Annotated in this window: 25 protein-coding genes; 12 read left to right on the top strand and 13 right to left on the bottom strand. The window is 74.6% G+C overall.

Annotated features, from left to right (window positions below):
• The 7 genes from ACI79Q_RS04160 to ACI79Q_RS04130 form a co-directional block, all read right to left on the bottom strand.
• A partial coding sequence (locus tag ACI79Q_RS04160) for an alpha/beta hydrolase domain-containing protein (protein ID WP_456614222.1) occupies positions 1 to 134 on the bottom strand: 134 nt, incomplete at its 3' end.
• A gap of 96 nt (positions 135 to 230) precedes the next feature.
• Positions 231 to 1,478: an ABC transporter substrate-binding protein gene (locus tag ACI79Q_RS04155; RefSeq protein WP_456587527.1), complete on the bottom strand. Its 1,248-nt coding sequence runs from the start codon at positions 1,476 to 1,478 to the stop codon at positions 231 to 233.
• A complete protein-coding gene (locus tag ACI79Q_RS04150; protein WP_456614220.1) occupies positions 1,475 to 2,713 on the bottom strand; it encodes a branched-chain amino acid ABC transporter permease in 1,239 nt (412 codons plus the stop codon). Before ACI79Q_RS04150 ends, ACI79Q_RS04155 begins: the two co-directional genes overlap by 4 nt.
• Positions 2,706 to 3,596: a branched-chain amino acid ABC transporter permease gene (locus ACI79Q_RS04145; protein WP_456587525.1), complete on the bottom strand. Its 891-nt coding sequence runs from the start codon at positions 3,594 to 3,596 to the stop codon at positions 2,706 to 2,708. Before ACI79Q_RS04145 ends, ACI79Q_RS04150 begins: the two co-directional genes overlap by 8 nt.
• A complete protein-coding gene (locus tag ACI79Q_RS04140; RefSeq protein ID WP_456587566.1) occupies positions 3,593 to 4,462 on the bottom strand; it encodes an ABC transporter ATP-binding protein in 870 nt (289 codons plus the stop codon). The genes ACI79Q_RS04145 and ACI79Q_RS04140 overlap by 4 nt, the downstream gene beginning before the upstream one ends.
• On the bottom strand, positions 4,459 to 5,253 hold the full coding sequence (locus ACI79Q_RS04135) for an ABC transporter ATP-binding protein (protein ID WP_456587524.1): 795 nt from the start codon (positions 5,251 to 5,253) through the stop codon (positions 4,459 to 4,461). Before ACI79Q_RS04135 ends, ACI79Q_RS04140 begins: the two co-directional genes overlap by 4 nt.
• A gap of 334 nt (positions 5,254 to 5,587) precedes the next feature.
• On the bottom strand, positions 5,588 to 6,892 hold the full coding sequence (locus ACI79Q_RS04130) for a hypothetical protein (RefSeq protein WP_456614219.1): 1,305 nt from the start codon (positions 6,890 to 6,892) through the stop codon (positions 5,588 to 5,590).
• Positions 6,893 to 7,033: 141 nt separating this feature from the next.
• Between ACI79Q_RS04130 and ACI79Q_RS04125 the strand changes: the two genes are divergently transcribed.
• The 4 genes from ACI79Q_RS04125 to ACI79Q_RS04110 all read left to right on the top strand — a co-directional run bounded on the left by ACI79Q_RS04125 (position 7,034) and on the right by ACI79Q_RS04110 (position 10,496).
• Complete coding sequence (locus ACI79Q_RS04125) at positions 7,034 to 8,143, top strand: NAD(P)-binding domain-containing protein (RefSeq protein WP_456614218.1); 1,110 nt, start codon at positions 7,034 to 7,036, stop codon at positions 8,141 to 8,143.
• Positions 8,144 to 8,254: 111 nt separating this feature from the next.
• Positions 8,255 to 9,181: an ABC transporter ATP-binding protein gene (locus tag ACI79Q_RS04120; protein ID WP_456587521.1), complete on the top strand. Its 927-nt coding sequence runs from the start codon at positions 8,255 to 8,257 to the stop codon at positions 9,179 to 9,181.
• The gene (locus tag ACI79Q_RS04115) at positions 9,178 to 10,020 is read left to right on the top strand and encodes an ABC transporter permease (protein WP_456614217.1); all 843 of its coding nucleotides are present in this window, start codon (positions 9,178 to 9,180) and stop codon (positions 10,018 to 10,020) included. The genes ACI79Q_RS04120 and ACI79Q_RS04115 overlap by 4 nt, the downstream gene beginning before the upstream one ends.
• 134 nt (positions 10,021 to 10,154) lie before the next feature.
• Positions 10,155 to 10,496, top strand: coding sequence for a hypothetical protein (locus ACI79Q_RS04110; protein WP_456598991.1), 342 nt, complete (start codon positions 10,155 to 10,157; stop codon positions 10,494 to 10,496).
• A 2-nt stretch (positions 10,497 to 10,498) separates the two neighbouring features.
• On the opposite strand, the gene ACI79Q_RS04105 is transcribed toward ACI79Q_RS04110, so the two are convergent.
• On the bottom strand, positions 10,499 to 11,650 hold the full coding sequence (locus ACI79Q_RS04105) for an MFS transporter (RefSeq protein ID WP_456587519.1): 1,152 nt from the start codon (positions 11,648 to 11,650) through the stop codon (positions 10,499 to 10,501).
• Between the two features lie 101 nt (positions 11,651 to 11,751).
• Here ACI79Q_RS04105 and ACI79Q_RS04100 point away from each other — a divergent pair, with 101 nt between their 5' ends.
• Both ACI79Q_RS04100 and ACI79Q_RS04095 read left to right on the top strand, forming a co-directional pair.
• On the top strand, positions 11,752 to 12,300 hold the full coding sequence (locus ACI79Q_RS04100) for a DUF488 domain-containing protein (protein ID WP_456614216.1): 549 nt from the start codon (positions 11,752 to 11,754) through the stop codon (positions 12,298 to 12,300).
• A 126-nt stretch (positions 12,301 to 12,426) separates the two neighbouring features.
• Positions 12,427 to 13,428 carry a hypothetical protein gene (locus tag ACI79Q_RS04095; protein WP_456614215.1) on the top strand — a complete coding sequence of 334 codons (1,002 nt, stop codon included), beginning with the start codon at positions 12,427 to 12,429 and terminating at the stop codon, positions 13,426 to 13,428.
• Positions 13,429 to 13,523: 95 nt separating this feature from the next.
• Here ACI79Q_RS04095 and pruA read toward each other — a convergent pair whose 3' ends face one another.
• Together pruA and ACI79Q_RS04085 are read right to left on the bottom strand one after the other, a co-directional pair.
• Positions 13,524 to 15,149: an L-glutamate gamma-semialdehyde dehydrogenase gene (gene pruA, locus ACI79Q_RS04090; protein WP_456598974.1), complete on the bottom strand. Its 1,626-nt coding sequence runs from the start codon at positions 15,147 to 15,149 to the stop codon at positions 13,524 to 13,526.
• Between the two features lie 43 nt (positions 15,150 to 15,192).
• Positions 15,193 to 16,122 carry a proline dehydrogenase family protein gene (locus ACI79Q_RS04085; protein ID WP_456598973.1) on the bottom strand — a complete coding sequence of 310 codons (930 nt, stop codon included), beginning with the start codon at positions 16,120 to 16,122 and terminating at the stop codon, positions 15,193 to 15,195.
• 131 nt (positions 16,123 to 16,253) lie between these two features.
• Here ACI79Q_RS04085 and ACI79Q_RS04080 point away from each other — a divergent pair, with 131 nt between their 5' ends.
• From ACI79Q_RS04080 to ACI79Q_RS04070, 3 genes are read left to right on the top strand one after another with little or no spacing between them, the layout of a single operon-like run.
• Complete coding sequence (locus tag ACI79Q_RS04080; protein ID WP_456614214.1) at positions 16,254 to 17,384, top strand: PucR family transcriptional regulator; 1,131 nt, start codon at positions 16,254 to 16,256, stop codon at positions 17,382 to 17,384.
• 28 nt (positions 17,385 to 17,412) lie between these two features.
• A complete protein-coding gene (locus tag ACI79Q_RS04075) occupies positions 17,413 to 18,048 on the top strand; it encodes a biliverdin-producing heme oxygenase (protein WP_456587513.1) in 636 nt (211 codons plus the stop codon).
• Positions 18,045 to 20,411: a SpoIIE family protein phosphatase gene (locus ACI79Q_RS04070; protein ID WP_456614213.1), complete on the top strand. Its 2,367-nt coding sequence runs from the start codon at positions 18,045 to 18,047 to the stop codon at positions 20,409 to 20,411. The genes ACI79Q_RS04075 and ACI79Q_RS04070 overlap by 4 nt, the downstream gene beginning before the upstream one ends.
• Before the next feature lie 9 nt (positions 20,412 to 20,420).
• On the opposite strand, the gene ACI79Q_RS04065 is transcribed toward ACI79Q_RS04070, so the two are convergent.
• The 3 genes from ACI79Q_RS04065 to idi form a co-directional block, all read right to left on the bottom strand.
• Positions 20,421 to 20,684 carry a hypothetical protein gene (locus tag ACI79Q_RS04065; protein WP_456596723.1) on the bottom strand — a complete coding sequence of 88 codons (264 nt, stop codon included), beginning with the start codon at positions 20,682 to 20,684 and terminating at the stop codon, positions 20,421 to 20,423.
• A 21-nt stretch (positions 20,685 to 20,705) separates the two neighbouring features.
• A complete protein-coding gene (locus ACI79Q_RS04060; protein ID WP_456587510.1) occupies positions 20,706 to 21,479 on the bottom strand; it encodes an SDR family NAD(P)-dependent oxidoreductase in 774 nt (257 codons plus the stop codon).
• Positions 21,480 to 21,592: 113 nt separating this feature from the next.
• A complete protein-coding gene (gene idi, locus ACI79Q_RS04055; RefSeq protein WP_456614212.1) occupies positions 21,593 to 22,132 on the bottom strand; it encodes an isopentenyl-diphosphate Delta-isomerase in 540 nt (179 codons plus the stop codon).
• A gap of 84 nt (positions 22,133 to 22,216) precedes the next feature.
• Between idi and ACI79Q_RS04050 the strand changes: the two genes are divergently transcribed.
• From ACI79Q_RS04050 to ACI79Q_RS04040, 3 genes are all read left to right on the top strand, one after another.
• Complete coding sequence (locus ACI79Q_RS04050) at positions 22,217 to 23,044, top strand: alpha/beta fold hydrolase (RefSeq protein WP_456614211.1); 828 nt, start codon at positions 22,217 to 22,219, stop codon at positions 23,042 to 23,044.
• Positions 23,045 to 23,173: 129 nt separating this feature from the next.
• Entirely contained in the window at positions 23,174 to 23,410 is a 237-nt protein-coding gene (locus ACI79Q_RS04045; protein ID WP_456587507.1) for a hypothetical protein, read from the top strand.
• A gap of 91 nt (positions 23,411 to 23,501) precedes the next feature.
• Positions 23,502 to 24,866 (top strand): MFS transporter, encoded by a 1,365-nt coding sequence (locus ACI79Q_RS04040; RefSeq protein ID WP_456587506.1) that lies wholly within the window; start codon positions 23,502 to 23,504, stop codon positions 24,864 to 24,866.

Below are 24,866 nucleotides of genomic sequence, written 5' to 3'. Positions count from 1 at the left end.
GCGCGGTACTCCTGCCCCTGCCAGCCCGAGTGGGCCGCGCCCGCGACTTCCCAGCGCCGGAACACCTCGTCGTCGGGACGCCGGGCCGCCCCCCCGGCGGCCGTCAACTCGGTCTCGGACTGCACCAGGAACAACCGCTCGTGCCCGGGCGGGGGCCCGCCGGGCCGGGCGGGCGGGCGCGGGGGGGCCCCCGCGGGCGGGGGGGGGGCGCCCCGCCGGGAGTGCGAGGGTCAGCCGGCGATACCCGCCGCGAACTCGCCCTCGAAGGCCTCCTCCAGGACGGTGGCGCCACCCGGCACGTCGGCCGGCTGCAGGATGAAGCTCTGCAGGCTCGGGGACTGGCCGACCTCGAAGCCGCGGATCGGGACGACGAGGCCGCCGGTGTCGACCTCCTCCAGCTCGTTGAACGCGTTGAGCACGCCCTCACGGGTGAGGTCGCCGTCCTCGCAGGCCTGGTCGAGCACCTGCTTCATGATCTCGCTCATGCCGAAGCCGACGACCACACCGAGGCTCGGCACGGCGTCGGGGTAGGCCTCCTGGTACTGCTGGAGCAGCTCCGGGTGGGCGTCGAAGGAGGACACCGGCGAGGCCACGTAGAGGTGGGTCTTCAGCCACTCGGCGGCCGGGCCCTGGAGCAGTCCCGGCGCGAAGACGGGGTTGCTGCCCAGGATCGGGACGTCCAGCCCCTGCGCCGCGGCGACCGTCGCGACCGAGGCCGTCTGCCCCGGGGCCACGGTGAGCGCGATCAGGTCGACCCCGGCGGACCGGAACTGGGTGATCTGCGCGCTCATGTCCTGGTCGGTCGCCTTGATCTGCGCCTCGATCACCTCCAGGCCCTTCTCCTCGGCGACGGCCCGGGTGCCCTCGAGCCCGTTGGCGCCGTACTCGCCCTCGAAGTAGATGTGGCCGACCGTGTCGCCCTCGTTCAGCAGGCCCTCGCGGAACAGGTAGTCGTAGCCGTTGGCGAGCTCGACGTCGTAGGTGGCGCCCACCACGCCGGTGCCCGGGATCTCGGTCAGCGTCTTCGACCAGGCCGAGGGGAAGTTCACGATCTGGTCCGACTCGTACTCCGGTGCCAGCGCGGTGTTGATCGGCGACCCGATCGTCTGCTGCATCGCCAGGATGTTGTCCTGCATCCCGCTGTAGAGCGCGACGCCCTGCTGCGGGACGTACCCGGTGTCCTGGATGTCGAGCTGGACGTCGTAGGTGTCGCAGACCTGGTTGTTCTCCCAGAACAGGGAGTTGGCGTTGGTGATGTCGTTGCCCAGCGCGGCGAAGACACCGGTCAGGTCGGTGAGCACACCGAGGTTGATCGTCTCGCCCTCGATCCCGACGTCGGTGGCGACGTCGCCGGCGGCCGCTCCTCCCCCGCCGCCGCCACCCGAGGCCTCCGGCGCCTTGGTGCTGCAGCCGGTGGCGGCCAGGACGACGGTGGCGGCCAGCATCGTGGCGCCGGTCGAACGCTTGCTGAGTCTCACGTGGTGCTCCCTTGGGCTGGTGGGTCGGAGGGGGTGGGCTCGCTGGAACGGGTGGGCGTGTCGGGTGGGTGCTGGGTGATCCGTCCGCCCGGTCTGCGGCGGGCCCGGCCGGAGATGCGGCGGGCGATACCGGCGAGGCCGGCGGGCTCGAAGAGGATCACCAGGACGATGGCCGCGCCGAACAGGAACCGGGCCGCCTCACCGGCAGCCAGCCCCTCGTCCCGGCCCACGAAGGGGATCAGGTCGGCGTACCGCTGGAAGACCAGCGGCAGCGCGCTCACGAAGATCGCCCCGAGCACGGCTCCGTTCACCGAGCCGAGCCCGCCCAGCACGATCATGGCGAGGTAGAGGATGGACAGCTCCAGGCCGAAGGACTCCGGCGCGATGCTGCCGATGGAGAGCGCGTACATCACCCCAGCGAGGCCGGCGTACATCGAGCTGACCAGGAAGATCCGCGCCTTGGAGCCCTGCACGTTGACGCCCATCACCGACGCGGCGACCTCGCTGTCCCGCAGGGTCTGCAGGGCCCGGCCCGGCCGGCTGCGCAGCAGGTTGCGGGCGAAGAGGTAGGCCCCGAGGGCCAGGACGAGCCCCAGGTACCAGAGCCGCTCGGACTCCCGGAACGGCACGCCGAGCACGTACAGCTCCGGGTCCCGGTTGGCGAAGGTGAAGCCGAACAGCGAGAAGTCCGGTGCCGCCCGGCCGTTGAAGCCGCCGGTGACCTCGGTCCAGCTGTTGAGCACGTGGACGCCGATGAACACCAGCGCCAGCGACGCGACCCCGAGGTAGATCCCGCGCAGCCGGGCCGCGAGCGGGCTGAAGATCAGCCCGGCGAGCCCCGCGAGGAGCACGCCCACGATCATCCCGACGATCGGGGGGAGCCCGAGCCCGCCGAGCTCGGCCACCCCGAGCCCGCCCGGCTCCCCCGAGACGTAGACGTAGCTGACCGCCCCCACCGCCAGGAAGAAGGCGTGGGCGAGGGAGAGCTGGCCGCTGTTGCCGACGAGCAGGTTCAGGCCGATCGCGCCCACGATCGCGCCGAAGGCGGCGAACCCGGTGCGCAGCCAGAACTCCTCGACGTACAGCGGCAGCGCCAGCATCACCAGCAGGAAGGCGACCAGGAGCAGAGGGCGCAGCCAGGACCGCAGTCCCGACCGGCCGGAACCGGCCCGCTCGGCCGGGCCGGCCCCCGACGGGTGGGCCCCGGTCGCCGCCGTCATCGTCGCCTCAGACACGGGTCAGCTCCTTCGTCCCGAACAGGCCGGACGGACGGAACATGAGGACCGCGATCATCACGATGAACGGGACGACGGCGCTGAACCCGCGGCCGAGGAAGAGCAGCTGGTCCTGGTAGCCCGCGGCCATCGCCTCGGCGATGCCGATCAGCAGGCCCCCGACGAGGGCGCCGCCGGTCGAGTCCAGGCCGCCGAGGATCGCCGCCGGGAAGGCCCGCAGCGCGACGGCGTAGGCCGTCGGGGTGACGCCCGGCGTCGGCGATCCGACCAGGAACAGCGCCGCGACGGCGGCGAGCACCCCGGCGACCACCCAGGCGAGCGCGGAGACCCGACCCTGCCGGATGCCCATCAGGGCCGCCGTCTCGCCGTCCTCCGCCGAGGCCCGCATCGCGATGCCCCAGTTCGAGTACTTGAACGCAACGAAGAAGAGCGCGATGAGGACGGCGGCCACGAGGAACGCGATCAGCCGGTTCTGCGCCAGCCCGACGTCGCCGATCCGGAACGACTGCCCGCCCCACGGGTGCGGCACGTTGAGGATGTCGGAGCCGAGCCGGCGGATCAGCTCGGTGAGCAGGATGATGTCGACGCCGATGGTCACGATGGCCAGGCTGATCACCGCGGCGCCGCGCAACCGGTTGATGATCAGGCGCTCGATGACGAACGCCGCCGCGGCCGTGATCAGGATTCCCACGAGCACGGCCGGCAGGAAGCCGATCGTGTCCGACAGCCGCGCGATGGAGTAGGCGCCCAGCAGCAGCAGGGACCCGTGGGTGAAGCTCACGACCTCGCTCGCCTTGAAGATGATCACGAAGCCGAGGGCGATGAGGGCGTACAGGGCGCCCAGGGAGATCCCGTTGAGGAGCAGGGAGAGGAACTGGGTCACGAGGTCGCCCCAGGGTTGTCGGAGGAGTGGTGGTGGGCGGCGGCTTCCGAGGGGCTCTCCTCGTCGCCGGAGCCGAGATAGGCACGGATGACCTCGGGGTCGGTCTGCACCTGCGCCGGTGTGCCGTCGGCGATGCGCCGGCCGAAGTCGAGCACGGTGACGCGGTCGGCCAGGGACATGACCATCCCCATGTCGTGCTCGACCAGGACGACGGAGATGCCCAGCGCCGACCGGATCTCGAGGATCGCCTCCGCCATGCGGTCGGTCTCCTCGGCGTTCATGCCGGCGACCGGCTCGTCCAGGAGCAGCAGCCGCGGCTCGGTGCACAGGGCCCGGGCCACCTCCACCCGCTTCTGGTCGCCGTAGGAGAGCACCCCGACGGGCGTGTGCAGCTTCTCGCCGAGATCCATGAACTCGGCGATCTCGGCGACGCGCGCGCCGTGCACCTTGCCCTCCCGCGTGGCCCGCGGGAGCCGCAGGCCGGCCGAGAGGAAGCCGGCCTTGGTCAGGTGGTGGCGGCCCAGCATGAGGTTCTCCGCCACCGACTGGGTGCCCGACAGCGCGATGTTCTGGAACGCGCGGGCCACCCCGATGCCGGCGATCTTGTACGGCCGCATCTGGTCCAGCCGGTGCTCACCGAACCGGACCTGGCCCTCGTTGGCCCGGTAGACGCCGGACAGGACGTTGAACATCGTCGACTTGCCCGCACCGTTGGGCCCGATGATCGCGTGGATCGTGCCGGGAGCGACCGTGAACGAGACGTCCGACAGGGCGTTGATCGCCCCGAAGCGGACGCTGACGCCGTCGACCTCGACCGTCGGGATGTCCGACCGCGTCCCCGACCCGACGTCGGGCGCCGCGGTCATGCCGTCCACCGGGAGAGCTTCTTGCCCGAGCTCACGCGCCGGGTCGGGGCCGCGCCGTCGCCGCCCCCGTCGTGGCCGAGGTACAGCCGCTGCACCTCGTCGGTCTGGGCGAGCTGCCGCGCGTCACCGGAGAGCGAGACCTCACCGACGTCGAGCACGTAGGCGAGATCGGCGACCCCGAGCGCCATCGTGGCGTTCTGCTCGACCAGCAGCACGGAGGTCCCCTGGCGGTTGATCTCGCCGATGACCTCGCCGATCTGGCCGATGATGCGCGGCGCCAGCCCGAGCGACGGCTCGTCGAGCAGGAGCAGCTTCGGGCTGGCCATCAACGCGCGCCCGATGGCCAGCATCTGCTGCTCGCCGCCGGAGAGCAGCGCGCCCCGCTGGGAGCTGCGCTCCTTGAGCACCGGGAACAGGTCGTAGACGCGGTCCTGGGCCTGGGCCTTGGCCGCCTTGTCCCGGTTCCCCATGCCGCCGGCACGCAGGTTCTCCTCGACCGTCAGCCGGCCGAAGATGCGCCGCCCCTCGGGCACCTGCACGAGCCCGAGCCGGACGGCCTGGGCCGGGTCCTTCGACACGAGGTCGGTCCCGTCGAAGGTCACCGACCCGGAGTCGACCCGGCCGCGGTGCAGCCGCAGCGTGCCCGAGATGGTCCGCAGCAACGTCGTCTTCCCGGCGCCGTTGCTGCCCAGGACGGCGACGACCCTGCCGTCGGGGACCTCCATGGAGACCCCCCGCACGGCCTGGACGGCTCCGCCGTAGGTGACGTGCAGGGCGTCGATGCTCAGCACGGGCGGCTCCCTGCCGTGGCCCGGCCGGGCGGGATCGGGCGGGGGCGGCCGAGCGGCGGGCGGGTGGCCGTCACCGGGCCGCCTGTTCGGGAGCGCGACCGCAGGAGGTCAGGCGCGGAGAAGTGATCTGGCACACAGGCCGGGACTCTAGGCAGGCAATGGTCTGTGACGGACGCCACAAAGGTCACGGATTGATCACGTGTTGCCGGGGTCCACCCAGGCATCCGTGCCCCTGATCCACAGCACGCTCCGTACGGCACCGTCCGGAAAGCCGGAGCCCGCCGCCGGAGCCCGCCGACCGGCCGGGCGGGGGCGGTCGATGCGGAGGGCCCGGCTAGACCGGCTGCAGCTCCTCGATCTCCACGCGGATCGCGTCCAGCGCGGCCGCCGCCCGGCGGCGGGACTGCTCGGGGGTGTCCCCGACGGTCACGACGTGGCCGAGGTGCGCCTGGCCGCAGGTCGCGGGCTCCGCCGCGCCACCCACGTCGGCGAACACCTCCGCGACGACGAGCCCCGGGATGCAGCCGACGTCCCGCAGGCCGGACACCGCCCGCACCCGCCCGGTGGCGTGCGAGCCGAGGAAGAACTGGGTGCTGGCCGCGACCGCCCGCCGGCGCCCCGGCCCGGGCCGGCCGAGCAGGCCGGCGACCACGAGGTCCGCGGCGTCGATCCCGCTCACCTGGTCCACGCAGGCGTGGGCCCCCGCGTCGGCGAGCCGCGGGACCAGGCCGGCCAGCCGCGGCCCCGCCGGGCCCAGCACGAACTCCAGGTGGAAGGGGCCGAGGTCGTAACCGGCCGCGGCGAGCACGGCGCCGACGAAGCCGGCGGCCTCCGCCGTCGGCGCCTGCGCGGTCGCGGTGAGCAGCAGGCCGGCGGAGTGCGGCGGGGGCGTGGTGAGCACCTCGCTCCACGCGTGCACGGTCGGGACGCCGCGGTCCACGTGCCCGTCGGCGGCGTACCGGTCCCCCGCCACGTGCTCACCGATCACCAGCCGGGGCGCCGACCGCCCACCGCGCCGGCAGCAGGCGCGGGCGGCGAGCACCCGCAGCTCGCCGTCGTCCTGCACCGGACCGAGCCGCGCACCGGCGCCGTCCACCGGCTCCACCGTGCACGGGTATCCCACCGGTGACGTGAGCTCCGGGTCGCCGGTGCGGACCTCCGCCCACCGCCCGTCGGCGACGCCCGCCGCGGCGAGGGCCGCGCGCAGGGCCACCGCGTCACCGGTCACCACGGGCGACGCAGGGTCCGGGCCCCGCAGCCCCAGCGCACGGGCGGCGACGGCCGCCGGCAGGACGGCGCCGGGCGCCGAGCCGGTGACGACGGCGGCCTCTCCGGGCAGCGAGCGCACCGCGGCCGCGACCGCGACTGCGTCACCGGTGTCGCAGTCGATCCAGCGGTCCACCAGCCAGTCGAGCTCCTCCCCGTAGGAGCACCGGTCCGCCGTCAGCACCGCCGTCCGCAGGCCCCGGAACCGCGCCCGCTCGAGCAGGGCCACGCCCGCCGCGTCCAACCGCTCCCCGGCCGCGAACTCCGGCCGGGGAGCCGACGGCCGCACCTGGACCTCGACGGAGACGAACCACGGCTCCGGATCACCGGCCGGTGCACCGGAGGAACGGTCGCCTGCCACGGGCGTGGGCATGTGCACTCTCCCGTCGTGGGTGGGTGTGAGCAGGCGCACCATACCGGCCGGTCGGTTTACGCGGAACGGATACCGGCGGGTGCCGTTGGCCGGTGTGCCGGGGGCGGGAAGCAGCAGCGAGGGCGGCCGGTTGCCATGCGTGTGACCACTGCCCACCTCCGGGGCGACGTCGACGTCGTCGTGATCGGCGCGGGGCAGGCCGGGCTCTCCACCGCCTGGGCGCTGGCCCGCCAGGGCTTCGAGCGGCGCACCGGGTTCGTGGTGCTCGACGGCGAGCCGGGCCCCGGCGGCGCCTGGCGGCACCGCTGGCCGTCGCTCACCCTGGGCACGACGCACCGGGTGCACGACCTGCCCGGTCTGGCGTTCCGCCCGGCGGACGAGCGCACCCCCGCCGTCGAGTCGGTGCCCGCCTACTTCGCGGAGTACGAGCGCCGGTTCGACCTGCCCGTGGTGCGGCCGGTCCGGGTGACCGCCGTCCGCCGGAGCGACGACGGCCGTTTCTCCGTGGAGACCGACCAGGGCACCTGGACCGCGCGCGCCGTCGTCAACGCCACCGGCACCTGGACCCGGCCGTTCGTCCCCCGCTACCCGGGGCAGGAGACCTTCCGAGGGCGTCAGCTGCACACCGTCGACTACCGCAGCCCCGAGGAGTTCCGCGGACAGCACGTCGTGGTCGTCGGCGGCGGCGCCTCGGCCACCCAGCTGCTGGTCGAGATCTCCCGGGTCACCTCCACGACCTGGGTCACCCGCCGCCCGCCCGTGTGGCGCGAGGGGCCGTTCGACGAGGACCTGGGCCGCGAAGTGGTCGCGAAGGTCGAGGAGGCGGTGCGCGAGGGACGCCGCCCCGGGAGCGTGGTCGGCCTCACCGGGCTGGTGACCTCCACCCCCTACATCCGCGACGGGCTGGAGCGGGGCGTGCTCGACCGGCTGCCGGTGTTCGACCGGATCACCCCCGACGGGGTGGCCTGGGACCCGGTCGACGGACGACCGGGCCGGCTGGTCCGCGCCGACGTCATCCTGTGGGCCACCGGTTTCCGCGCGGCCGTCGGGCACCTGGCGCCCCTGCAGCTCCGTGGCCCCGGAGAGGGCTTCCGGCTGGACGGCACCCAGGTCGTCGGCGAGCCGCGGGTGCACCTGGTCGGCTACGGCCCCTCGGCGAGCACGATCGGCGCGAACCGCGCGGGCCAGGCCGCCGCCCGGGCCCTGCGCCGCGAGCTGCGCCCCGGGAGCACCCTGTCCCGCTCGGCCTGACCAGCTCGGGGACCGTTCAGGGTCGGATCAGGGCGCTCCCCGATGTTCCCGGGACGGCGCCGCCGACAGGCTCCAGGGCATGACTTCCCGATCGCTCCCCGGAGGCCCGCGATGATCGAGGCGCGGGGTCTGACCAAGAAGTACGGCGACCGCACCGCCGTCGACGGCATCTCCTTCACCGTGCACCCGGGCCGGGTCACCGGCTTCCTGGGCCCCAACGGTGCCGGCAAGTCCACGACCATGCGCATGCTGCTGGGCCTGGACCGGCCCACCGCCGGCAGCATCACCGTGCACGGCCGCAGCTACGCCGACTTCCCCGCGCCCCTGCGCCAGGTCGGCGCGCTGCTGGAGGCCCGCGCGCTGCACCCGGGGCGCTCCGCGCGCGACCACCTGCGCTGGATGGCGGCGAGCAACGGGCTGCCGGTGCGTCGCGTGGACGAGGTGCTCGACCTCGTCGGGCTCGCCGACGTCGCCGGGCAGCGGGTCGGCCGCTTCTCCCTCGGCATGGGCCAGCGCCTCGGCATCGCCGTCGCCCTGCTGGGCGACCCGCCGGTGGTGGTGCTCGACGAGCCGGTCAACGGCCTGGACCCCGAGGGCATCCGCTGGGTGCGCACGCTGACCCGGCAGCTGGCCGCCGAGGGCCGCACCGTCTTCCTCTCCAGCCACCTGATGAGCGAGATGGCGCTGACCGCCGACCACCTCGTGGTCATCGGGCGCGGCCGGGTGCTGGCCGACTGCTCGATGCCCGACTTCATCGCCGAGCACGCGGCCTCCTACGTGCGGGTGCGCACCCCCCAGCGGGCCGAGGTGGCCGAGCTGCTGCGCCGCGACGGCCTGGACGTCGACGTCGTCGACGACGAGCTGCGGGTGCAAGGGCGCGACGCCGCCGCCATCGGGGAGCTGGTCGGCCGGCAGGGGCTCTTCCTGCACGAGCTCACCCTGGTCCGCTCCTCGCTTGAGGACGCGTTCATGACCCTCACCGCCTCGAGCGTGGAGTACTCCGCGCGGGAGCAGACCCCGGCCGGAGCCCCCCGATGACCCAGACCGCGAGTGCCCCGATGACCGACACCGTCGTCCTCGACCCCAACCGGCACGTCCCCGGGGTGCGCCGGCCCGGCTTGGCAGACACCCTGCGGGCGGAGTGGGTCAAGTTCTGGTCGGTGCGCTCGACACCGTGGTCGATCGCCGCGCTGGTCACCCTCGGCGCCGGGCTGACCGTCCTGGTCTGTGCCGTCAGCGCCGCAGACCTCGCCGACGGGACGGCGGGCGAGTCCGCCGGTGCGTTCATCACCTGGGGCATGACCGTCGCCCAGATCACCGCCATCGTGCTCGGCGCGCTGGTGGTGACGAGCGAGTACGGCACCGGGATGATCCGCGCGACGCTGACCGCGACGCCGCGCCGCGGCCGGGTGCTGGCGGCCAAGGCGGTCGTGCTCACCACGACGCTGTTCGTCGTCGGCACCGTCACCGCCGCCCTCGGCTACCTCGGCGGCAACTGGTTCCTGGAGCGCGAGGGCGTGGGCCTGGAGCTCAGCGACGACGGCGTGCTCCGCTCGCTGCTGGGCAGCGGCCTCTACATGGCCGGCATCGGGCTGTTCGCCGCCGCGGTCGGGCTGCTCGTGCGGCACACCGCCGCGGCGCTGTCGATCGTGCTGGCCCTGCTGCTGGTCGTCGGCAACATGGTGGTGCTCCTCCCGGGCGCCTGGGGCGAGTGGGCGACCAAGCTGATGCCGGGCAACGCCGGCTCCGTCGTCGCCACGCCGGTGTCGTTCAACCCGAACCTGCTCGACCCCTGGGTCGGCTTCGGGGTGTTCTGCGCCGAGGTGGCCGCCGTGCTGCTGGCCGGCTACCTGGTGCTGCGCCGCCGCGACGCCTGAGAAAGGACCCCCTTCCCCCCCACCCCTCGCAGGCTCGGGGCGGTACCCGGAAGGGGGCCCCAGGCATCCGGACACGGGGCAGTCGTCCACGCCCCGCTGTGCCCCGGCCCGCCCGGCCGGGGCACAGTGGTGCCGTGACCACGCCCGACCCGGCCGCCGAGGGCCGCCGCCGCGCCGACGAACTGCTGACCGCTCTGACCGCGGGCGACGACGCCGCCGCCGAGCGGCTGCTCGCCGAGCTGACCGAGGTCCGCGACCTGGTCTTCGTGGGGGCGGGGCTCACCGCGGTCGCCCGCGCCGAGGGTCGCGCGCTGCCCACGGCGCAGCGCGCGCAGGCCAGCACCCGCCAGGTGCGGCTCGGCCAGATCCGCGACGCGAACCGCGACGACCCCGATGGTCTGCGCACCTGGCTGCGGCGCTCGGCCGAGGAGATCCTCTTCATCCGCTCGCTGCACGCCGCCGCCCGGCAGCGCTGAGGTCAGGGGCGGACCAGCACCGGGCGAGCGGCCAGCCGCGCCAACGGGAGCACCGCGGCCACGACGACGGCCGACAGCACGAAGGTCCAGGGCAGGCCGGCGGCGCCGTACGCGAAGCCGAGCAGCAGCGCGCCTGCCGCCGTCCCCGCGTCGAAGGAGGCGTTCCACAGCGCGCTGGCCGCCGTCGTCCCGCGTTCCCCGGCACGGGCGAACGCCCGGAGCAGGGTGAGGTTCTGCACCCCGCCGAACCCGGCACCGAACAGCGCCGCGCCCAGCAGCACCCAGCCCGCGCCCCACCACAGCCCGGCGCCGGCCACCGCGAGGCCCACCGCGGCGACCAGCACCGCCAGGGGCAGCAGCACCGCGGTGCCCAGGCGGTCGGCCAGCACGCCGGCGCGCCAGCGGGTCACCGCGCCGAACAACCCCCACAGCAGCAGGGCCCCGGTGGCCACCTGGCCGTCGGGGCGGTCGATGGGCAGGAACGTCACGAACCCACCGCCGGCCGTCGTCACCACGAGCAGCACCACCGACGGGGCCAGCGCGGCGCGCACGGCGGCCCGGGCGTTGCCGGCGGGTGCGGGCTCCTCGCGGCTGACCACCGACCGCAGCAGCGCGGGCAGGAAGAACAGGCCGAGCACCGGCGACGCCGCCAGCCAGGACAGCACGCCGACGTGCCCGCCGAGCACCAGGGCAACCCCGGCGGGGATGGCGGCCATGTTGGGCAGCGCGATGGCCAGCCCGTACAGGCCGATGGACTCCCCGCGCCGCTCCGGCGGGGCGACCCGGGCCGACAGGGTGGCGCCGAGGACCGTGATGACCGCGAAGCCGGCCCCGCGCACGGCGGACAGGGCCGAGATCCAGGCGACCCCGTCGTCGAGGACGTAGAAGGGCGCGGGCACGCCGAGCGCGAGCAGCCCCGCGGCGAACACCGGCCCCGTGCCGAAGCGGTCGACCAGCACGGGTACCACCGACTGCACCGCGATCGTGACGACCAGGAAGACCGCCGTCACCACCCCGGCCGTGCTCTCCGGGGCGCCGCCGGCCACGGCGTACGTGGGCAGCGAGGCCAGGGTGAGGAAGTAGCTCACGAACCCCAGGGCCGTGACCCCGACCAGCGACCGGACCCCGCGCGACCGCCACAAGGGGGCCGGCACCTCGACTGCTTCCCCGCTCACACCGCTCCGTCCACCGTTCCCGTGCGCGACGAGCATGCCGGGCCGGGCGCGGCCGCCCGCGCCCGGGTAGGCAGGAGGTCATGCCGCTGCTGACCGTGGGCCATGGATCCGACGACCGCACCGCGCTGGCGGCCCGGCTCGGCGGCGCGGGCGTGGAGCTGCTCGTCGACGTGCGCCGGTTCCCCGGCAGCCGCACCAACCCCGACGTGCGGCAGGAGGCCCTGGCGGAGTGGCTGCCCGCGGCGGGGATCGGCTACCGCTGGGAGGAGCGCCTCGGCGGACGTCGCCGGCTGCCGCCCGGCGAGCCGGTCGCCGACGACTGGTGGACGGTCGCGCAGTTCGCCGCCTACGCGGCCCACACCCGCACGCCGGACTTCGCCGCCGCGATGGACGAGGTCCTGGCCGCAGCCGCCGACCGCACGGTGGCGGTCATGTGCAGCGAGTTCGTGTGGTGGCGCTGCCACCGGCGGCTGGTCGCCGACGTCGCCGTCCTCGCCAGGGGCGTCGCCGTCGCCCATCTCATGCCCGACGGCCGGCAGAGCCCGCACCGCCCCTCCGACGGCGCGGTCCTCGGCGACGACGGCCGCGTCCACTGGCCCGCCGCCCGCGATGTTGATCAGGTGACCTGATCGTTAGGGGTCCTGGCTCAGCGTCGACCGTGAGCCAGGACCCCACGAGGTGAGCCAGGACGGCGACTGTCCACAGGCTGCCCCGTTCCCGGCCCAGCGACCTCGCGGAATGGTGAGACTCCCCCGGTGCACCCGCTGCTGCAGTGCCGCGCGGACCGGCGTCTCGGAGTCTTCACGAGCCAGGAGGCGTTGGCGGCCGGCTACTCAGTCGATGACATCAAGACGGAGCTGCGCACCCGCCGGTGGACGCGGCTGCGCAAGGGCGTCTACGTCGAGTCCGCACGCCGGGGATCGGCGGACGCTGACGACCGCCATCTCATGGCAGGCATCGCCGTCCTGATGAGCCTCGCGCCCGGCCCGGTGCTCAGTCACGCGTCGGCCGCTCGCCGTCACGGGCTGCTCGTGCCTGCGTCCGCGGGTGGAGACGTGCGGGTCACCGCGGTCGACCAGTGGCGCGCCGGCCGGGGGTACCGCGTCGCCCGGGCCAGGCTCCCGGAGGCGGACGTCGTCCCCTGGATCGAGCCGTTCGCGACCACCTCCGTCCCCCGGACGCTGGTCGACTGTGGCCGGGAGTGGTCACTGGTGGACACGGTGATCGCTCTGGACGCCGCTCTGCACAAGGGCCGCGTCCTCCGTTCGGAGTTGCAGCTCGCCGTGCACTCCGCCCGGCACCGGACCGGGGCTTCCCAGGCGGCCCGGGCGGTCGGTCTCAGCGACGGACGGGCGGAGTCGCCCCTGGAGAGCGAAGGCCGGCTCGCGCTGCTGGCCGCCGGGCTCCCCCGACCCGAACTGCAGGTCGATCTGCACGACGAGCGCGGGTTCATCGCCCGCATCGACGCCTGGTACGAGGAGGCGGCCGTGGCGATCGAGTTCGACGGCCAGGTGAAGTACAGCGATCCGTACGGGGGCCGATCACCGCACGACGTCCTCTGGGAGGAGAAACGCCGGGAGGACCGCGTCCGCCGCCTCGACGTCCGCGTGGTGCGCATCGCCAAGGCCGACCTGGGCGCTCCCTGGCCGCGGGTGACCGCCGACCTGCGGCGGATGCTGGCGACGCCGCACGCGAGGCCGCGGCGCTTCACCGTCGTCCGTCGTCCGGAGCCGGGGTCGGAGCTCGACGTCGCCTGAGCCCGCTGTCCTGGCTCACCGTATGGGGTCCTGGCTCACGGTCGACGCTGAGCCAGGACCCCTGACGATCAGGTCACCTGATCAACATGCACGGGTCAGCCCATGTACGGGTAACGGTGGTCGGTCGGGGGCGCGAACGTCTCCTTGATCGACCGGCTGCTGGTCCAGCGCATGAGGTTCTGCTTGGCACCCGCCTTGTCGTTGGTGCCCGACGCCCGCCCCCCGCCGAAGGGCTGCTGCCCGACGACGGCGCCGGTGGGCTTGTCGTTGACGTAGAAGTTGCCCGCCGCGTGCCGCAGGAACTTCTGCGCGTGCGCGATCGCCACCCGGTCCTGCGCGATGACCGCACCGGTGAGCGCGTAGGGCGCGACCGACTCCATCTGGGTCAGCACGGCGTCGTAGTCGGCGTCGTCGTAGACGTGCACCGCCAGCACCGGCCCGAAGTACTCGGTGGTGAACACCTCGTGGCCCGGGTCGGTGCCCTCGATGATCGTCGGCCGGACGAAGAAGCCCTCGGCGTCGTCGGCGGTGCCCCCGGCCACGATCGACAGCGCCGGGTCGTCGTCCACCCGGTCCAGCACGCCGGAGAGCTTCGAGAACGACTTCCGGTCGATGACCGCGCCCATGAAGTTCGAGAAGTCGGTGACGTCGCCCATCGGCAGCGACTCGGTGGTGGCCACGAGGTCGTCCTTCAGCCGCGCCCACACCGAGCGGGGCACGTAGGCCCGGGACGCCGCCGAGCACTTCTGCCCCTGGTACTCGAACGCGCCGCGGACCAGTGCGGTGCGCAGCACGTCGACGTCGGCCGACGGGTGGGCGACGACGAAGTCCTTGCCCCCGGTCTCCCCCACGATCCGCGGGTAGCCGCGGTAGCCCGCGATGTTCTCCCCGACCGTGCGCCACAGGTGCTGGAACACCGGCGTCGACCCGGTGAAGTGGATGCCGGCGAGGTCGCGGTCGGCCAGGGCGACCTCGGAGACGGCGACCCCGTCGCCGGGCAGCATGTTGATCACACCCGGCGGGAGGCCGGCCTCCTCCAGCAAACGCATGAGGAAGTGCGCGGCGAACTGCTGCGTGGGCGCGGGCTTCCACACCACGGTGCTGCCCATGAGCGCGGGCGCCGTCGGCAGGTTCCCGGCGATCGCGGTGAAGTTGAACGGCGTGATCGCGTAGACGAAGCCCTCGAGCGGGCGGTGGTCGGTGCGGTTCCAGACGCCGGGTGAGGACTTCGGCTGCTCGGCGAGGATCTCGCGGGCGAAGTGCACGTTGAAGCGCCAGAAGTCGATGAGCTCGCACGCGCTGTCGATCTCGGCCTGCTGCGCCGTCTTGCTCTGACCCAGCATCGTGGCGGCGTTCAGCGTCTGCCGCCACGGCCCGGCCAGCAGGTCGGCGGCGCGCAGGAAGACCGCCGCGCGGTCGTCGAAGGAGAGGTCCTGCCAGGTCGGCGCGGCCTCCTTGGCGCAGCGGATCGCGTCCTGCGCGTCGGCGTGCGTGCTGTGCGCGGACGTGCCCAGCACGGCGGCGTGCCGGTGCGGCTGCACGACGTCGAACCGGTTGCCGCCCGCCATGCGTTGCCGGCCGCCGATGGTGCCGGTCAGCTCCACCGGGGCGCTCGCCAGCTCGGCGAGGCGCCGCTGCAGCTCGTCGCGCTCGGGCGTGCCGGGGGCGTAGGTGAGCACTGGCTCGTTGTGCGGAGGGGGGACCTGGGTGACGGCGTCCATGGGGACCTCTCGGGGTTCTGGATCGGGTGGCCGGCGAACGGGTTCAGGAGCGGGTGGCCAGCGAACGGAGGAAGAAGGCCACGTTGGCGGGGCGCTCGGCCAGCCGGCGCATGAAGTAGCCGTACCAGTCGGCGCCGTAGGGGACGTAGGCGCGGACGCGGGTGCCGGCGGCGGCCAGCCGGCGCTGCTCGTCGGGGCGGATGCCGTAGAGCATCTGCACCTCCCAGGAGTCCGCCGACCGCGAGTGCTGCGCGGCCAGCTCGTGCGCCAGCGCGACCATGGCGGGGTCGTGCGACCCGACCATCGGGTACCCCGGGCCGGCCATGAGGATCTCCAGGCAGCGCGCGTAGGCGGCGTCGACGTCCTTCTTCTTCTGGTGCGCGACGGCGGGCGGCTCGTCGTAGGCGCCCTTGACCAGGCGCACCCGCGAGCCGGTGACGGCCAGCGCCTTGGCGTCGTCCTCGGTGCGGAAGAGCATCGCCTGCAGCGCGACGCCCGTGCCCGGGTGCTCCTTGCGCAGCTCGGCGAGGACGGCGAGCGTCGAGTCGACGGTCCGGGAGTCCTCCATGTCGAGGGTCACGGTCGTGCCGATCGCGGTGGCCGCCGCCACCACGGGCCGCACCAGGTCCACGGCGGTCTCGTGCCCGTCGGGCAGCGCCTGGCCGAACGCCGAGAGCTTCACCGTCACCTCGGCCCCGTCGCCCAGGCCCAGGCCGGCCAGCCCGTCGAGGGCGGCCAGGTAGGCGTCGCGGGAGCGCTCGGCCTCGGCGCGGGTGGTGACGTCCTCGCCGAGGTGGTCGAGGGTGACCGCGATCCCGTCGGCGGTCAGCGCGCGGACGGCGGCGAGGGCGTCGTCCAGCGACTCCCCGGCGACGAAGCGGTCGACCACCCGGCGGGTGGCCGGCGTGCCGGTGACCGCCCGCCGCAGGGCGGGCCGTCGGGAGGCGGCCAGCAGGGCCTTGGAGAGCAGCACGGGACCTCCCGGGAGCGGACGACGCCAGCACCCCGAACGCTAGGCACGCGGCCTCCTCAGGACCAGGGACAGATGTCCGGACTTCCCCGGTCTGCTCTCATACAGCTGTACGACGACGAGGAGGGACGGCGGTGCGGGACGAGCTGCAGGAGCTGGTCGACGACGTGTCCCGGGTGCTCGGCGCCCCCGCCACCCTGGAGGACGCCGCCTTCACGCTGCTGGCCTTCTGCGCGCACGACGACAGCGGTGCCGAGCCCATGGACGCCGTCCGTACCCGGTCGATCCTCACCCGCGGCTCCGCGCCCGAGACCCGGCGCTGGTTCGAGGACTTCGGCATCGCGTCGGCGACCCGCCCGATGCGGACGCCGGCCGATCCCGCCGCCGGCGTCCTCACCCGGCTGGTGATCCCCGTTCGCCACGAGGGCCGTACCCGGGGGTACCTCTGGCTCCTGGACGACGGCCGGATCGACCCCGGGGATCTCGCCGATCCGACGCTGCGCCGGGCCCTGGACCTGGCCGCGGCGGCGGGGCGCGTGCTCGCCGGCCGCCCGGCCGACGACCTGGGGCCGGAGCTCGCCGACGCGCTGACCGGCCGCCCGGCGGCCCGGGCGCAGGCCGCCCGGCGGCTCGGCGACCGGCTGACCGGCGAGGGCGCCCAGGTGCTGGTCGCCCTCACCTCCGCCGACGGCGGCCCGTTGCCGGAGCGGCGGTTGCCGGCGGCCGGTGCGGTGGCGACGGTCCTCGACGACGGCGTCGCCGTCCTGGTGCCCACGCCCACGCCCACGGACCTCCGGCCGGCCGGCGCGCTCGCCGCCGCGACGCTGGCCACCCTGCCGGTGGGCAGCACGGCGGGCGTCTCGTCGGCCCGCCGCGGCGCCGACGACCTGCCCGGCCAGTGGGGTGAGGCCCGCGCCGCGGCACGGGTCGCCGCCGTCGTCGACCGGTTCTTCCCGGTCGCCCACTGGGGCGAGCTCGGCGGGTGGCGGCCGGTCACTGCACTACCGGGCCCCGATCCGCTGCTGGCGCCGCTGCTGGCCGACCCGGTGCTGACCACGACGGCCGAGACCTTCCTGGACTGCGCCGGCAGCGCCTCCCGGACGGCGGAGTCGCTGCACATCCACCGGCAGACGCTGTACTACCGGCTGGGCCGGATCGGGGCGCTGACCGGTCTCGACCTCGCCGACGGCGATGCCCGGCTGCTGCTGCACGCCGGGCTGCGCGCGGCCCGGCTGTCCGGCGGCCCGCGGCCGGCCCGCTCGTGACGGCCGCCGGTCGCCTAGGCTCGGGGCGATGGCTGCGGGAGAGATGGTTGCGCCGGTGGACCCCCGCGGCGGGCACGACGACGTGCTACGCGCGCTGCGCACCGGCACGGCGGAGGAGCACCAGCTCCTCGAGGACACCCTGGAGCTGCTGGACCCGGAGCTCGACCGGGAGCGGCTGGCGCACGTCCTCGGCCTGATGCACGGCTTCTGGGCGGCGGCCGAGCGGGGCCTCGACACCTGGGCCACCCAGCACCCCGCGGACGCCGCGACCGTGGACTGGACCCGCCGCCGCCGGGCCGATCTCTTCGCCGCGGACCTCGCGGCGCTGAGCACGCCCGTCCCCGCCGGGACGCCGGAGCTGCCGGCCGTTGCCAGCACCGACGAGGCCCTGGGCCGGCTCTACGTGCTCGAGGGGTCGACCCTCGGCGGCACGTTCATCGACCGCCACCTCGCGGCGCTCCCCCACCTGGCCGGCGTCCGCATCCGCGCCTTCTCGCCCTACGGCCAGGAGACGGGGGCGATGTGGGCCGCCTACCGCCGGGTCACGCGGGCGCACGTGGCCGCGGGCGGCGACGCCGACCGGGTCGTCGCCGCAGCGCGCGAGACGTTCCGCGTGCTCGCCGCGTGGTGCCGCCCCGCTGCCCGACAGCAGGCCCGGGGGTGACCGACGTCGAGCGCGGGGCCGGGTTGCTGGCCCCGGGCGACCCCGTCGACCTCACCAACTGCGAGCGCGAGCCGATCCACATCCCGGGCAGCATCCAGCCGCGTGGGGTGCTGATCGCCGTGCGCGACCCCGACTGGATCGTGCAGCAGGTGTCGGAGAACCTGGCCGACCTCACGGGCGTGGACTGGCGGCGCGCGCTGGGCCGGCCGCTGGCCGAGGTCATCGGCGCGGCACCGGCCGCCGCGGTGATCCGCTCCGCGAGCGCCTTCGGCGACCTGCGCGAGCGCAACCCGGTCGAGGTCACCCTCGACGTCGGCGGCGAGCCGCTGCCCGTGGACGCCCTCCTGCACCGGACGGAGATCGACCCCGGGCCCGTCCGCGCCGTGGACGCCGGGCCCGACCCCACCCCCGGGGAGTCGGCGCCGGTCACCACCCTCGTCGTCGAGCTGGAGCCGGCCCGCGGACCGCGACCGTTCTCCTTCCCGAACACCTACCAGGCCGTGCGCGGCACCGTCGGCGAGCTCAACCGCGCCGCGACGCTGCAGGAGCTCTACGACATCACCGCCCGGGCGGTGCGGGCGCTGACCGGCTTCGACCGGGTGATGGTCTACCGGTACGACGCCGACTACAACGGCGAGGTGGTGGCCGAGGCCAAGACCCTCGAGCTCAACTCCTTCCTCGGGCTGCACTACCCGGCCAGCGACATCCCCGCCCAGGCGCGGGCGCTGTACGAGAAGAACTGGATCCGGCTGATCTCCGACGTCGGGTACGCCCCCGTCCCCCTCCGTCCGACCGTCCACCCGGTCACCGGCCGGCCGCTGGACCTCACGTTCTCCACCCTGCGCAGCGTCTCGCCGATCCACGTCGAGTACCTGGGCAACATGGGCGTCCACGCCTCGATGTCCATCTCCCTGCTGCGCGGCGACCGGCTGTGGGGGCTCATCGCCTGCCACCACTACAGCGGACCGCACGCCCCGCCCTACGCCACCCGCGCCGCCGCGGAGTTCCTCGGCTCCACCCTCTCGCTGCGGCTGACCGACCGGGCGCAGGAGGACGAGTTCGACCGCGCCCTGCGGGTCCGCTCCACCCTGGCCTGGCTGACCGCCGCCGCCATGGACGAGGAGCGCCCGCTCACCGAGACGGTGCTGGGCTCCCCCAGCCTGCTGGACCTGCTGGCCGCCGACGGGGTCGTGGTGAACCTGCAGGGCGCCCGGGGCACCGCCGGCGCCGGGCTGCGGCCCGGGCTGGCCGACGCCATCGCCGGGTGGGCCGCCACCCGCGGCGAGGACGTCGTCGCCACCGACGCGCTGGCCGCCGCCGCGCCGGGCCTCGGCCCGGTCGGCCCGGCCTGCGGCGTGCTCGTGATCCCGCTACCGGAGGGCCAGTACGTGCTCTGGTTCCGCGGCGAGGCGGTACGGCACATCGACTGGGGCGGCGATCCCCGCAACAAGGCGATCGCCGAACGCGAGGGCGCGGAGGTCCGGCTCAGCCCGCGCAAGTCCTTCGAGCGCTGGCGGGAGACCGTCCGCGGCCGCTCCGAGTCGTGGACGCCGCAGGAGCAGGGCGAGGCCGCCGAACTGCGCACCCACCTGCTGGAGGCGCTGTACGCGCGGTCGCGCCGCATCGTGCGCGCCGCGGAGACGCTGCAGCGCAGCCTGCTCTCCGACCCGCCCGAGCCCGACCACCTGGCGGTGGCCGTGCGGTACGTGCCGGCCGCGCGGGAGGCACAGGTCGGCGGCGACTGGTACGACGTCTTCCAGCAGCCCGACGGCTCGACGGTGCTCGTCATCGGCGACGTCGTGGGCCACGACACCGAGGCCGCGGCGACGATGTCCCAGCTGCGCGGCCTGCTGCGTGGCATCGCCTACGACAGCGCGGCCGGTCCCGCCGAGGTGCTGTCCCGGCTGGACGCGGCGATCGAGGGGCTGGACCTGGGCGCCCTGGCCACGGTGCTCGTGGGGCGGCTCGACCGGCCGGCGGGCTCGGCCGAGGACCGCACCCGGTTGCGCTGGGCCAGCGCCGGGCACCTCCCGCCGCTGCTGGTCGCACCCGACGGCACGCAGCAGCTGCTGGTGCCCGACCGACCCGGCCTGCTCCTCGGCGTGGACCCCTCCGCCGTCCGCGCGGAGCACCAGACGGTGGTCCCCCCCGGCGCCACGCTGCTGCTCTACACCGACGGGCTGGTCGAGCGCCGCGACCAGGTCTTCGACGACGGCGTCGAGCTGCTCGGCCGCGCGCTCGCCGAGTTGCGCCACCTACCGGTGACCGAGATGTGCGACGCGCTCATCGACCGGCTGCTGCCCGAGGGCGGGGAGGACGACGTCGCGCTCGTCGCCGCCCGGCTCCGGCCCCCGCCGGGCTGAGCCGGCCGCTCAGCTCCCGCCCGGGGCGGTGAAGCGGGGCGTCAGCCCGTCGTCGGGTGGGCCGCCGTCCGACGGCAGCGGGCGCTCGTCCTCGGCCGCGCGGACGACGGCGACGGGGTCCTCGGGGGCGGCGGTGCGGCTCTGCTCCAGCGCGGCCAGCAGGCGCTCCTCGTCGGGTGCCAGGTCACCGGGGCCCAGCCGCCCGCCGGGGCTGCCCGCGTCGGAGCCCGACGCCATCGCGGTGTCCGGCGTGGGGTCGTCCGGGGCGTTCATGCGGCAGTTCCTCATGGTCGGTCAGCGCGGGAAGTTCGGTTCGAGCCGGGGCACGATCTGCATCTCGGGGACGAACGCCGCCGGGTGCAGGAGCAGCAGGGTGCGGATGGCCTCGGCGACCGCCGACGGCGGCATCATCAGGTGCCCGGGGATCCCCCACTGCTCCATCATCGGGGTGTCCATCGCAGCGGGGATGACGCTCTGCACCCGGCACGGGAACGGCCGCTCGGTGCCGTCGTCCAGCCGCACGGCCTTCTCCCGCAGCTCCCGCTGGATGCAGCGGGTCGCGTTGAGGAACCCCGCCTTGGAGCCGTTGTAGGCGATCGCCCCGCTGCCCGAGGTGATCGCCGAGAGCGACACCACGTGCACGACGTCGGCGGTGCGCCCCTCCGGCAGGTGCTGCACCCGCTTCGTGAACTCGCTGGTCAGGAAGATCGGGCCCTCGCAGTTGACCGCCTGCACCCGCTGGTAGTCGGCGAGGTCGATGTCGGTGATGTAGCCCGGCCGGTCGATGCCGGCCACGTTGACCAGGACGTCGAACGCGTCGCCGTGCCGGTCGAACAGGTCGGCCACGACGGTCCGCCGGCTCTCGTCCTGGGTGACGTCCAGGGGGACGACCTCCGCCGAGCCGCCCGCGGCGACCACCCGCGACCGCGTCTCCTCGCTGCCCGACGCGTCGATGTCGGCGACCACCACGTGCGCGCCGCTCTCGGCCAGCGCCAGCGCCGTGGCCCGGCCGAGCCCGCTGGCCCCGCCGGTCACCAGTGCGACCCGGCCCTTCAACGACGCCTCCACGGCAGCTCCTCGGTCGTCGGTGCGCGTCCGTCGCCGACAGCCTCGCCGACAACCGCCGGCAGCGCAGGTCGGGGCCGGCAGGGGTGACCGACCGCGCCTTTCCGGGGCCGCGGTCAGATGCGGTGGAGGCCCGCTTCCTCGATGAGCCTCGCCTGCTCACGGCACCACGGGGACCACGCGTCGCCCTCGGTCTCCTGCCGCCGGCGGAACGCAGCCCAGTCCAGCAGCTCCCACTCGGCCACCTCGCTGGGCTCCGGCGCCGGGGACCCGGTGAAGCGCCCGACGTAGACCGGGCAGATCTCGTTCTCGACGACGCCGCGGAACTCCGCCCGGTACCGGTAGCCCGGGAGGGCGGGGCGGATGTCGGCGACGGAGAGGCCCAGCTCGAAGCCGGCGCGTCGGGCGATCGCAGCCCCGTCGTCCTCACCGGGCCCCGGGTGACCGCAGACGGTGTTGGTCCACATCCCCGGGAACGTCGCCTTGTCCTCGGCCCGGCGGGTGATCAGCAGCCGGCCGTCGTCGGCGAAGAGGTAGGCGGAGAACGCGCGGTGCAGCGGCGTCTCGCCGTGGTGCACCTGTCGCTTGGGCATCGTGCCGATCGCCAGACCCTCCTCGTCCACCAGCACGATCATCTCGACAGGAGTGGCGGTCACCGGCCCATGGTCCCCGATCGACCGGGGGCGCGCCCGCTCCACTCCCCCGGTGCGCGAGGGCGGGCTTCGGGGCACAGTCGGGGTGTGGACAGCTTCGACCGGAACGGCCTGACCTTCGACGTCCGGGACGCCGGACCGACCGACGGCGACCCCGTCGTCCTCCTGCACGGCTTCCCGCAGGACTCCACCGCCTGGGACCGGGTGGCACCGGCGCTGCACCAGCACGGCCTGCGCACCCTGGCGCCCGACCAGCGCGGGTACTCGCCCCGGGCGCGGCCGCGCGGGCGGGCGGACTACCGGCTGCGCGAGACGGCAGGGGACGTCCTCGCCCTGCTCGATGCCGCCGGCCTGGAGTCCGCGCACGTGGTGGGCCACGACTGGGGCGGCATCGTCGGCTGGGCCCTGGGTGCCTGGCACCCCGACCGGGTGCGCACGCTGACCGCGCTCTCCGTACCGCACCCGGCCGCGATGGCCCGCGCCGTGGTGACCAGCGACCAGGCGCTGCGCTCCTACTACGTGGGGGTGTTCCAGCTGCCCGTGCTGCCCGAGCGGCTGCTGCTCGCCGGCGACGGCGCCGCGCTGCGGAGAATGCTGCGGCACGGCGGCCTCCCCGAGGACGCCGTCGACCGGTACGCGCAGCGGATGCGCGAACCGGGTGCGCTGACCGCGGCCCTGAACTGGTACCGGGCCCTGCCGTGGAGCGGGCGCGACCCGGTCGGGAAGGTGCAGGTGCCGACGCTGCACGTGTGGAGCACCGGGGACGCGTTCCTCGGCCGCGCCGCGACCGAGGACACCGCTCGCTTCGTCGAGGCGCCGTACCGGCTCGAGGTCCTCGACGACGTGACGCACTGGATCCCGGAGCTCGCCGCGGAGCGGACCGCCGAGCTGGTCACCGCCCACGTGCGCGGCTGAGCGCTGCGCCGCCCTCGCGCCACCGTCCGGATCGGCGGCCCGAAAGTCGGCATGGGGCTGTTCGGCGCCCCGGCTGCGGGGTAGCCCCGGAGCGTCCGGTAACCGACACCGAGGGAAGGGGACGACCTGATGACCACGTCGACCACGGAAACCGGTCGCGTCACGGGCACCGCCGACAAGGACTACAACCTGATCTGGTTCACCGAGGCCAGCCTCAGCAACGCGCTGCGCCTCGAGGCCTACATCCAGGACGCCGAGCGCGCCGGGGACCAGGAGCTCGCGGAGTTCTTCCGCAAGGCGCAGAACGAGAGCCGCAAGGGTGGCGAGCAGGGGAAGGCCCTGCTCAAGGCACGCCTGAGCAGCTGAGCGATCCGACGACCGTCCTGATCCGGGGCGGGGCCCGCACCCGCGGCGCCCCGCCCCGGTTCGCGTGCACGCCGGGGTAGTTTCCTCCGCGATGACCGCCGAACCGAGGACCACCGCCACCCGGGCCGAGCGCCTCGACCGGCTGCCCGTCACCCGTGAGCACGGCCGGCTGGTGGTCGGCTCGGGCATCGGGTGGGCGCTGGACGCCATGGACGTCGGCCTGATCTCGTTCGTGATGACCGCGCTCGTCGCGCAGTGGGGGTTGTCGAACAGCGAGGTCTCGTGGATCGGGTCGATCGGCTTCGTGGGCATGGCGCTGGGCGCCACGCTCGGCGGTCTGCTGGCCGACCGGTTCGGCCGCCGCCAGGTGTTCGCCCTGACCCTGCTCGTCTTCGGGGTGGCCACGGGCGCCGCGGCGCTGTCGTGGTCGGTCGGTGCGCTGCTGGTCTTCCGGTTCCTCATCGGCCTGGGGCTGGGCGCGGAGCTGCCGGTCGCCTCCACCCTGGTCAGCGAGTTCGCCCCGGCGCGGGTGCGCGGCCGGGTGGTCGTGCTGCTGGAGGCGTTCTGGGCGGTGGGCTGGACGCTGGCCGCGCTCATCGGCTACTTCGTCGTCCCCGTCGGCGACGACGGCTGGCGCTGGGCGCTCGCGATCGGGGCCGTGCCCGCCCTCTACGCCGTCGTCGTCCGCCGCGGGCTGCCCGAGTCGGTGCGCTTCCTCGAGCTGCGCGGTCGCACCGACGAGGCGGAGGCGACGGTGCGCCGGTTCGAGCGCGCCGCGGACGTCGCGCCGGTCGCGTCGCCGCCCCCCGCACCGCCGGCCACCCCGCCGGGTGTCGGTGCCCTCTGGGCGGCCGGCACCGCCCGCCGGACGGCCGCGCTCTGGATCGTCTGGTTCGGCATCAACTTCGCCTACTACGGCGCCTTCATCTGGCTGCCGACGCTGCTGTTCAACGAGGGCTTCTCCCTGGTGAGGTCCTTCCAGTACACGCTGATCATCACGATCGCCCAGTTGCCCGGGTACGCCCTGGCGGCCTACCTGATCGAGAAGTGGGGGCGCCGCCCGACGCTGGCCACCTTCCTGCTGGGCTCCGCGCTGGGCGCCGGGCTGTTCGCGGCCGCCGACGGCGACACCGCGGTGCTCGTGACCGGGATGGTGCTGTCGTTCTTCAACCTCGGCGCCTGGGGTGCCCTCTACGCGGTGACACCGGAGATCTACCCGACCGCGCTGCGGGCGACCGGCGCCGGCGCCGCCGCGGGCTTCGGCCGGCTGGCCTCCATCGCCGCGCCCCTGTGCGTGCCGCTGCTGGTCGACGCCGGGGGCACGGGGCTGGTGTTCGCCACCTTCGCCGTCTTCTTCGTGGTGGCCGCGATCGCGGCGTGGGCACTGCCCGAGCTACGGGGCCGGTCACTCGACGACGACGCCACCTCGCCCGACCCCGCCCGCTCGACCGGCTGA

It is taken from the genome of Blastococcus sp. SYSU DS0828 (assembly GCF_054050975.1).
Note: the sequence above shows the minus strand (reverse complement) of the source record. Positions and strands in the feature narration are given on the sequence as shown.

Coding starts and splice junctions, on each gene's coding strand:
- ACI79Q_RS04140 (WP_456587566.1), bottom strand. CDS start 4,462: ATGACCGCGGCGCCCGACGTCGGGTCGGGGACGCGGTCGGACATCCCG.
- ACI79Q_RS04130 (WP_456614219.1), bottom strand. CDS start 6,892: ATGCCCACGCCCGTGGCAGGCGACCGTTCCTCCGGTGCACCGGCCGGT.
- ACI79Q_RS04120 (WP_456587521.1), top strand. CDS start 8,255: ATGATCGAGGCGCGGGGTCTGACCAAGAAGTACGGCGACCGCACCGCC.
- ACI79Q_RS04115 (WP_456614217.1), top strand. CDS start 9,178: ATGACCCAGACCGCGAGTGCCCCGATGACCGACACCGTCGTCCTCGAC.
- ACI79Q_RS04100 (WP_456614216.1), top strand. CDS start 11,752: ATGCCGCTGCTGACCGTGGGCCATGGATCCGACGACCGCACCGCGCTG.
- pruA (WP_456598974.1), bottom strand. CDS start 15,149: ATGGACGCCGTCACCCAGGTCCCCCCTCCGCACAACGAGCCAGTGCTC.
- ACI79Q_RS04075 (WP_456587513.1), top strand. CDS start 17,413: ATGGCTGCGGGAGAGATGGTTGCGCCGGTGGACCCCCGCGGCGGGCAC.
- ACI79Q_RS04065 (WP_456596723.1), bottom strand. CDS start 20,684: ATGAACGCCCCGGACGACCCCACGCCGGACACCGCGATGGCGTCGGGC.
- ACI79Q_RS04045 (WP_456587507.1), top strand. CDS start 23,174: ATGACCACGTCGACCACGGAAACCGGTCGCGTCACGGGCACCGCCGAC.
- ACI79Q_RS04040 (WP_456587506.1), top strand. CDS start 23,502: ATGACCGCCGAACCGAGGACCACCGCCACCCGGGCCGAGCGCCTCGAC.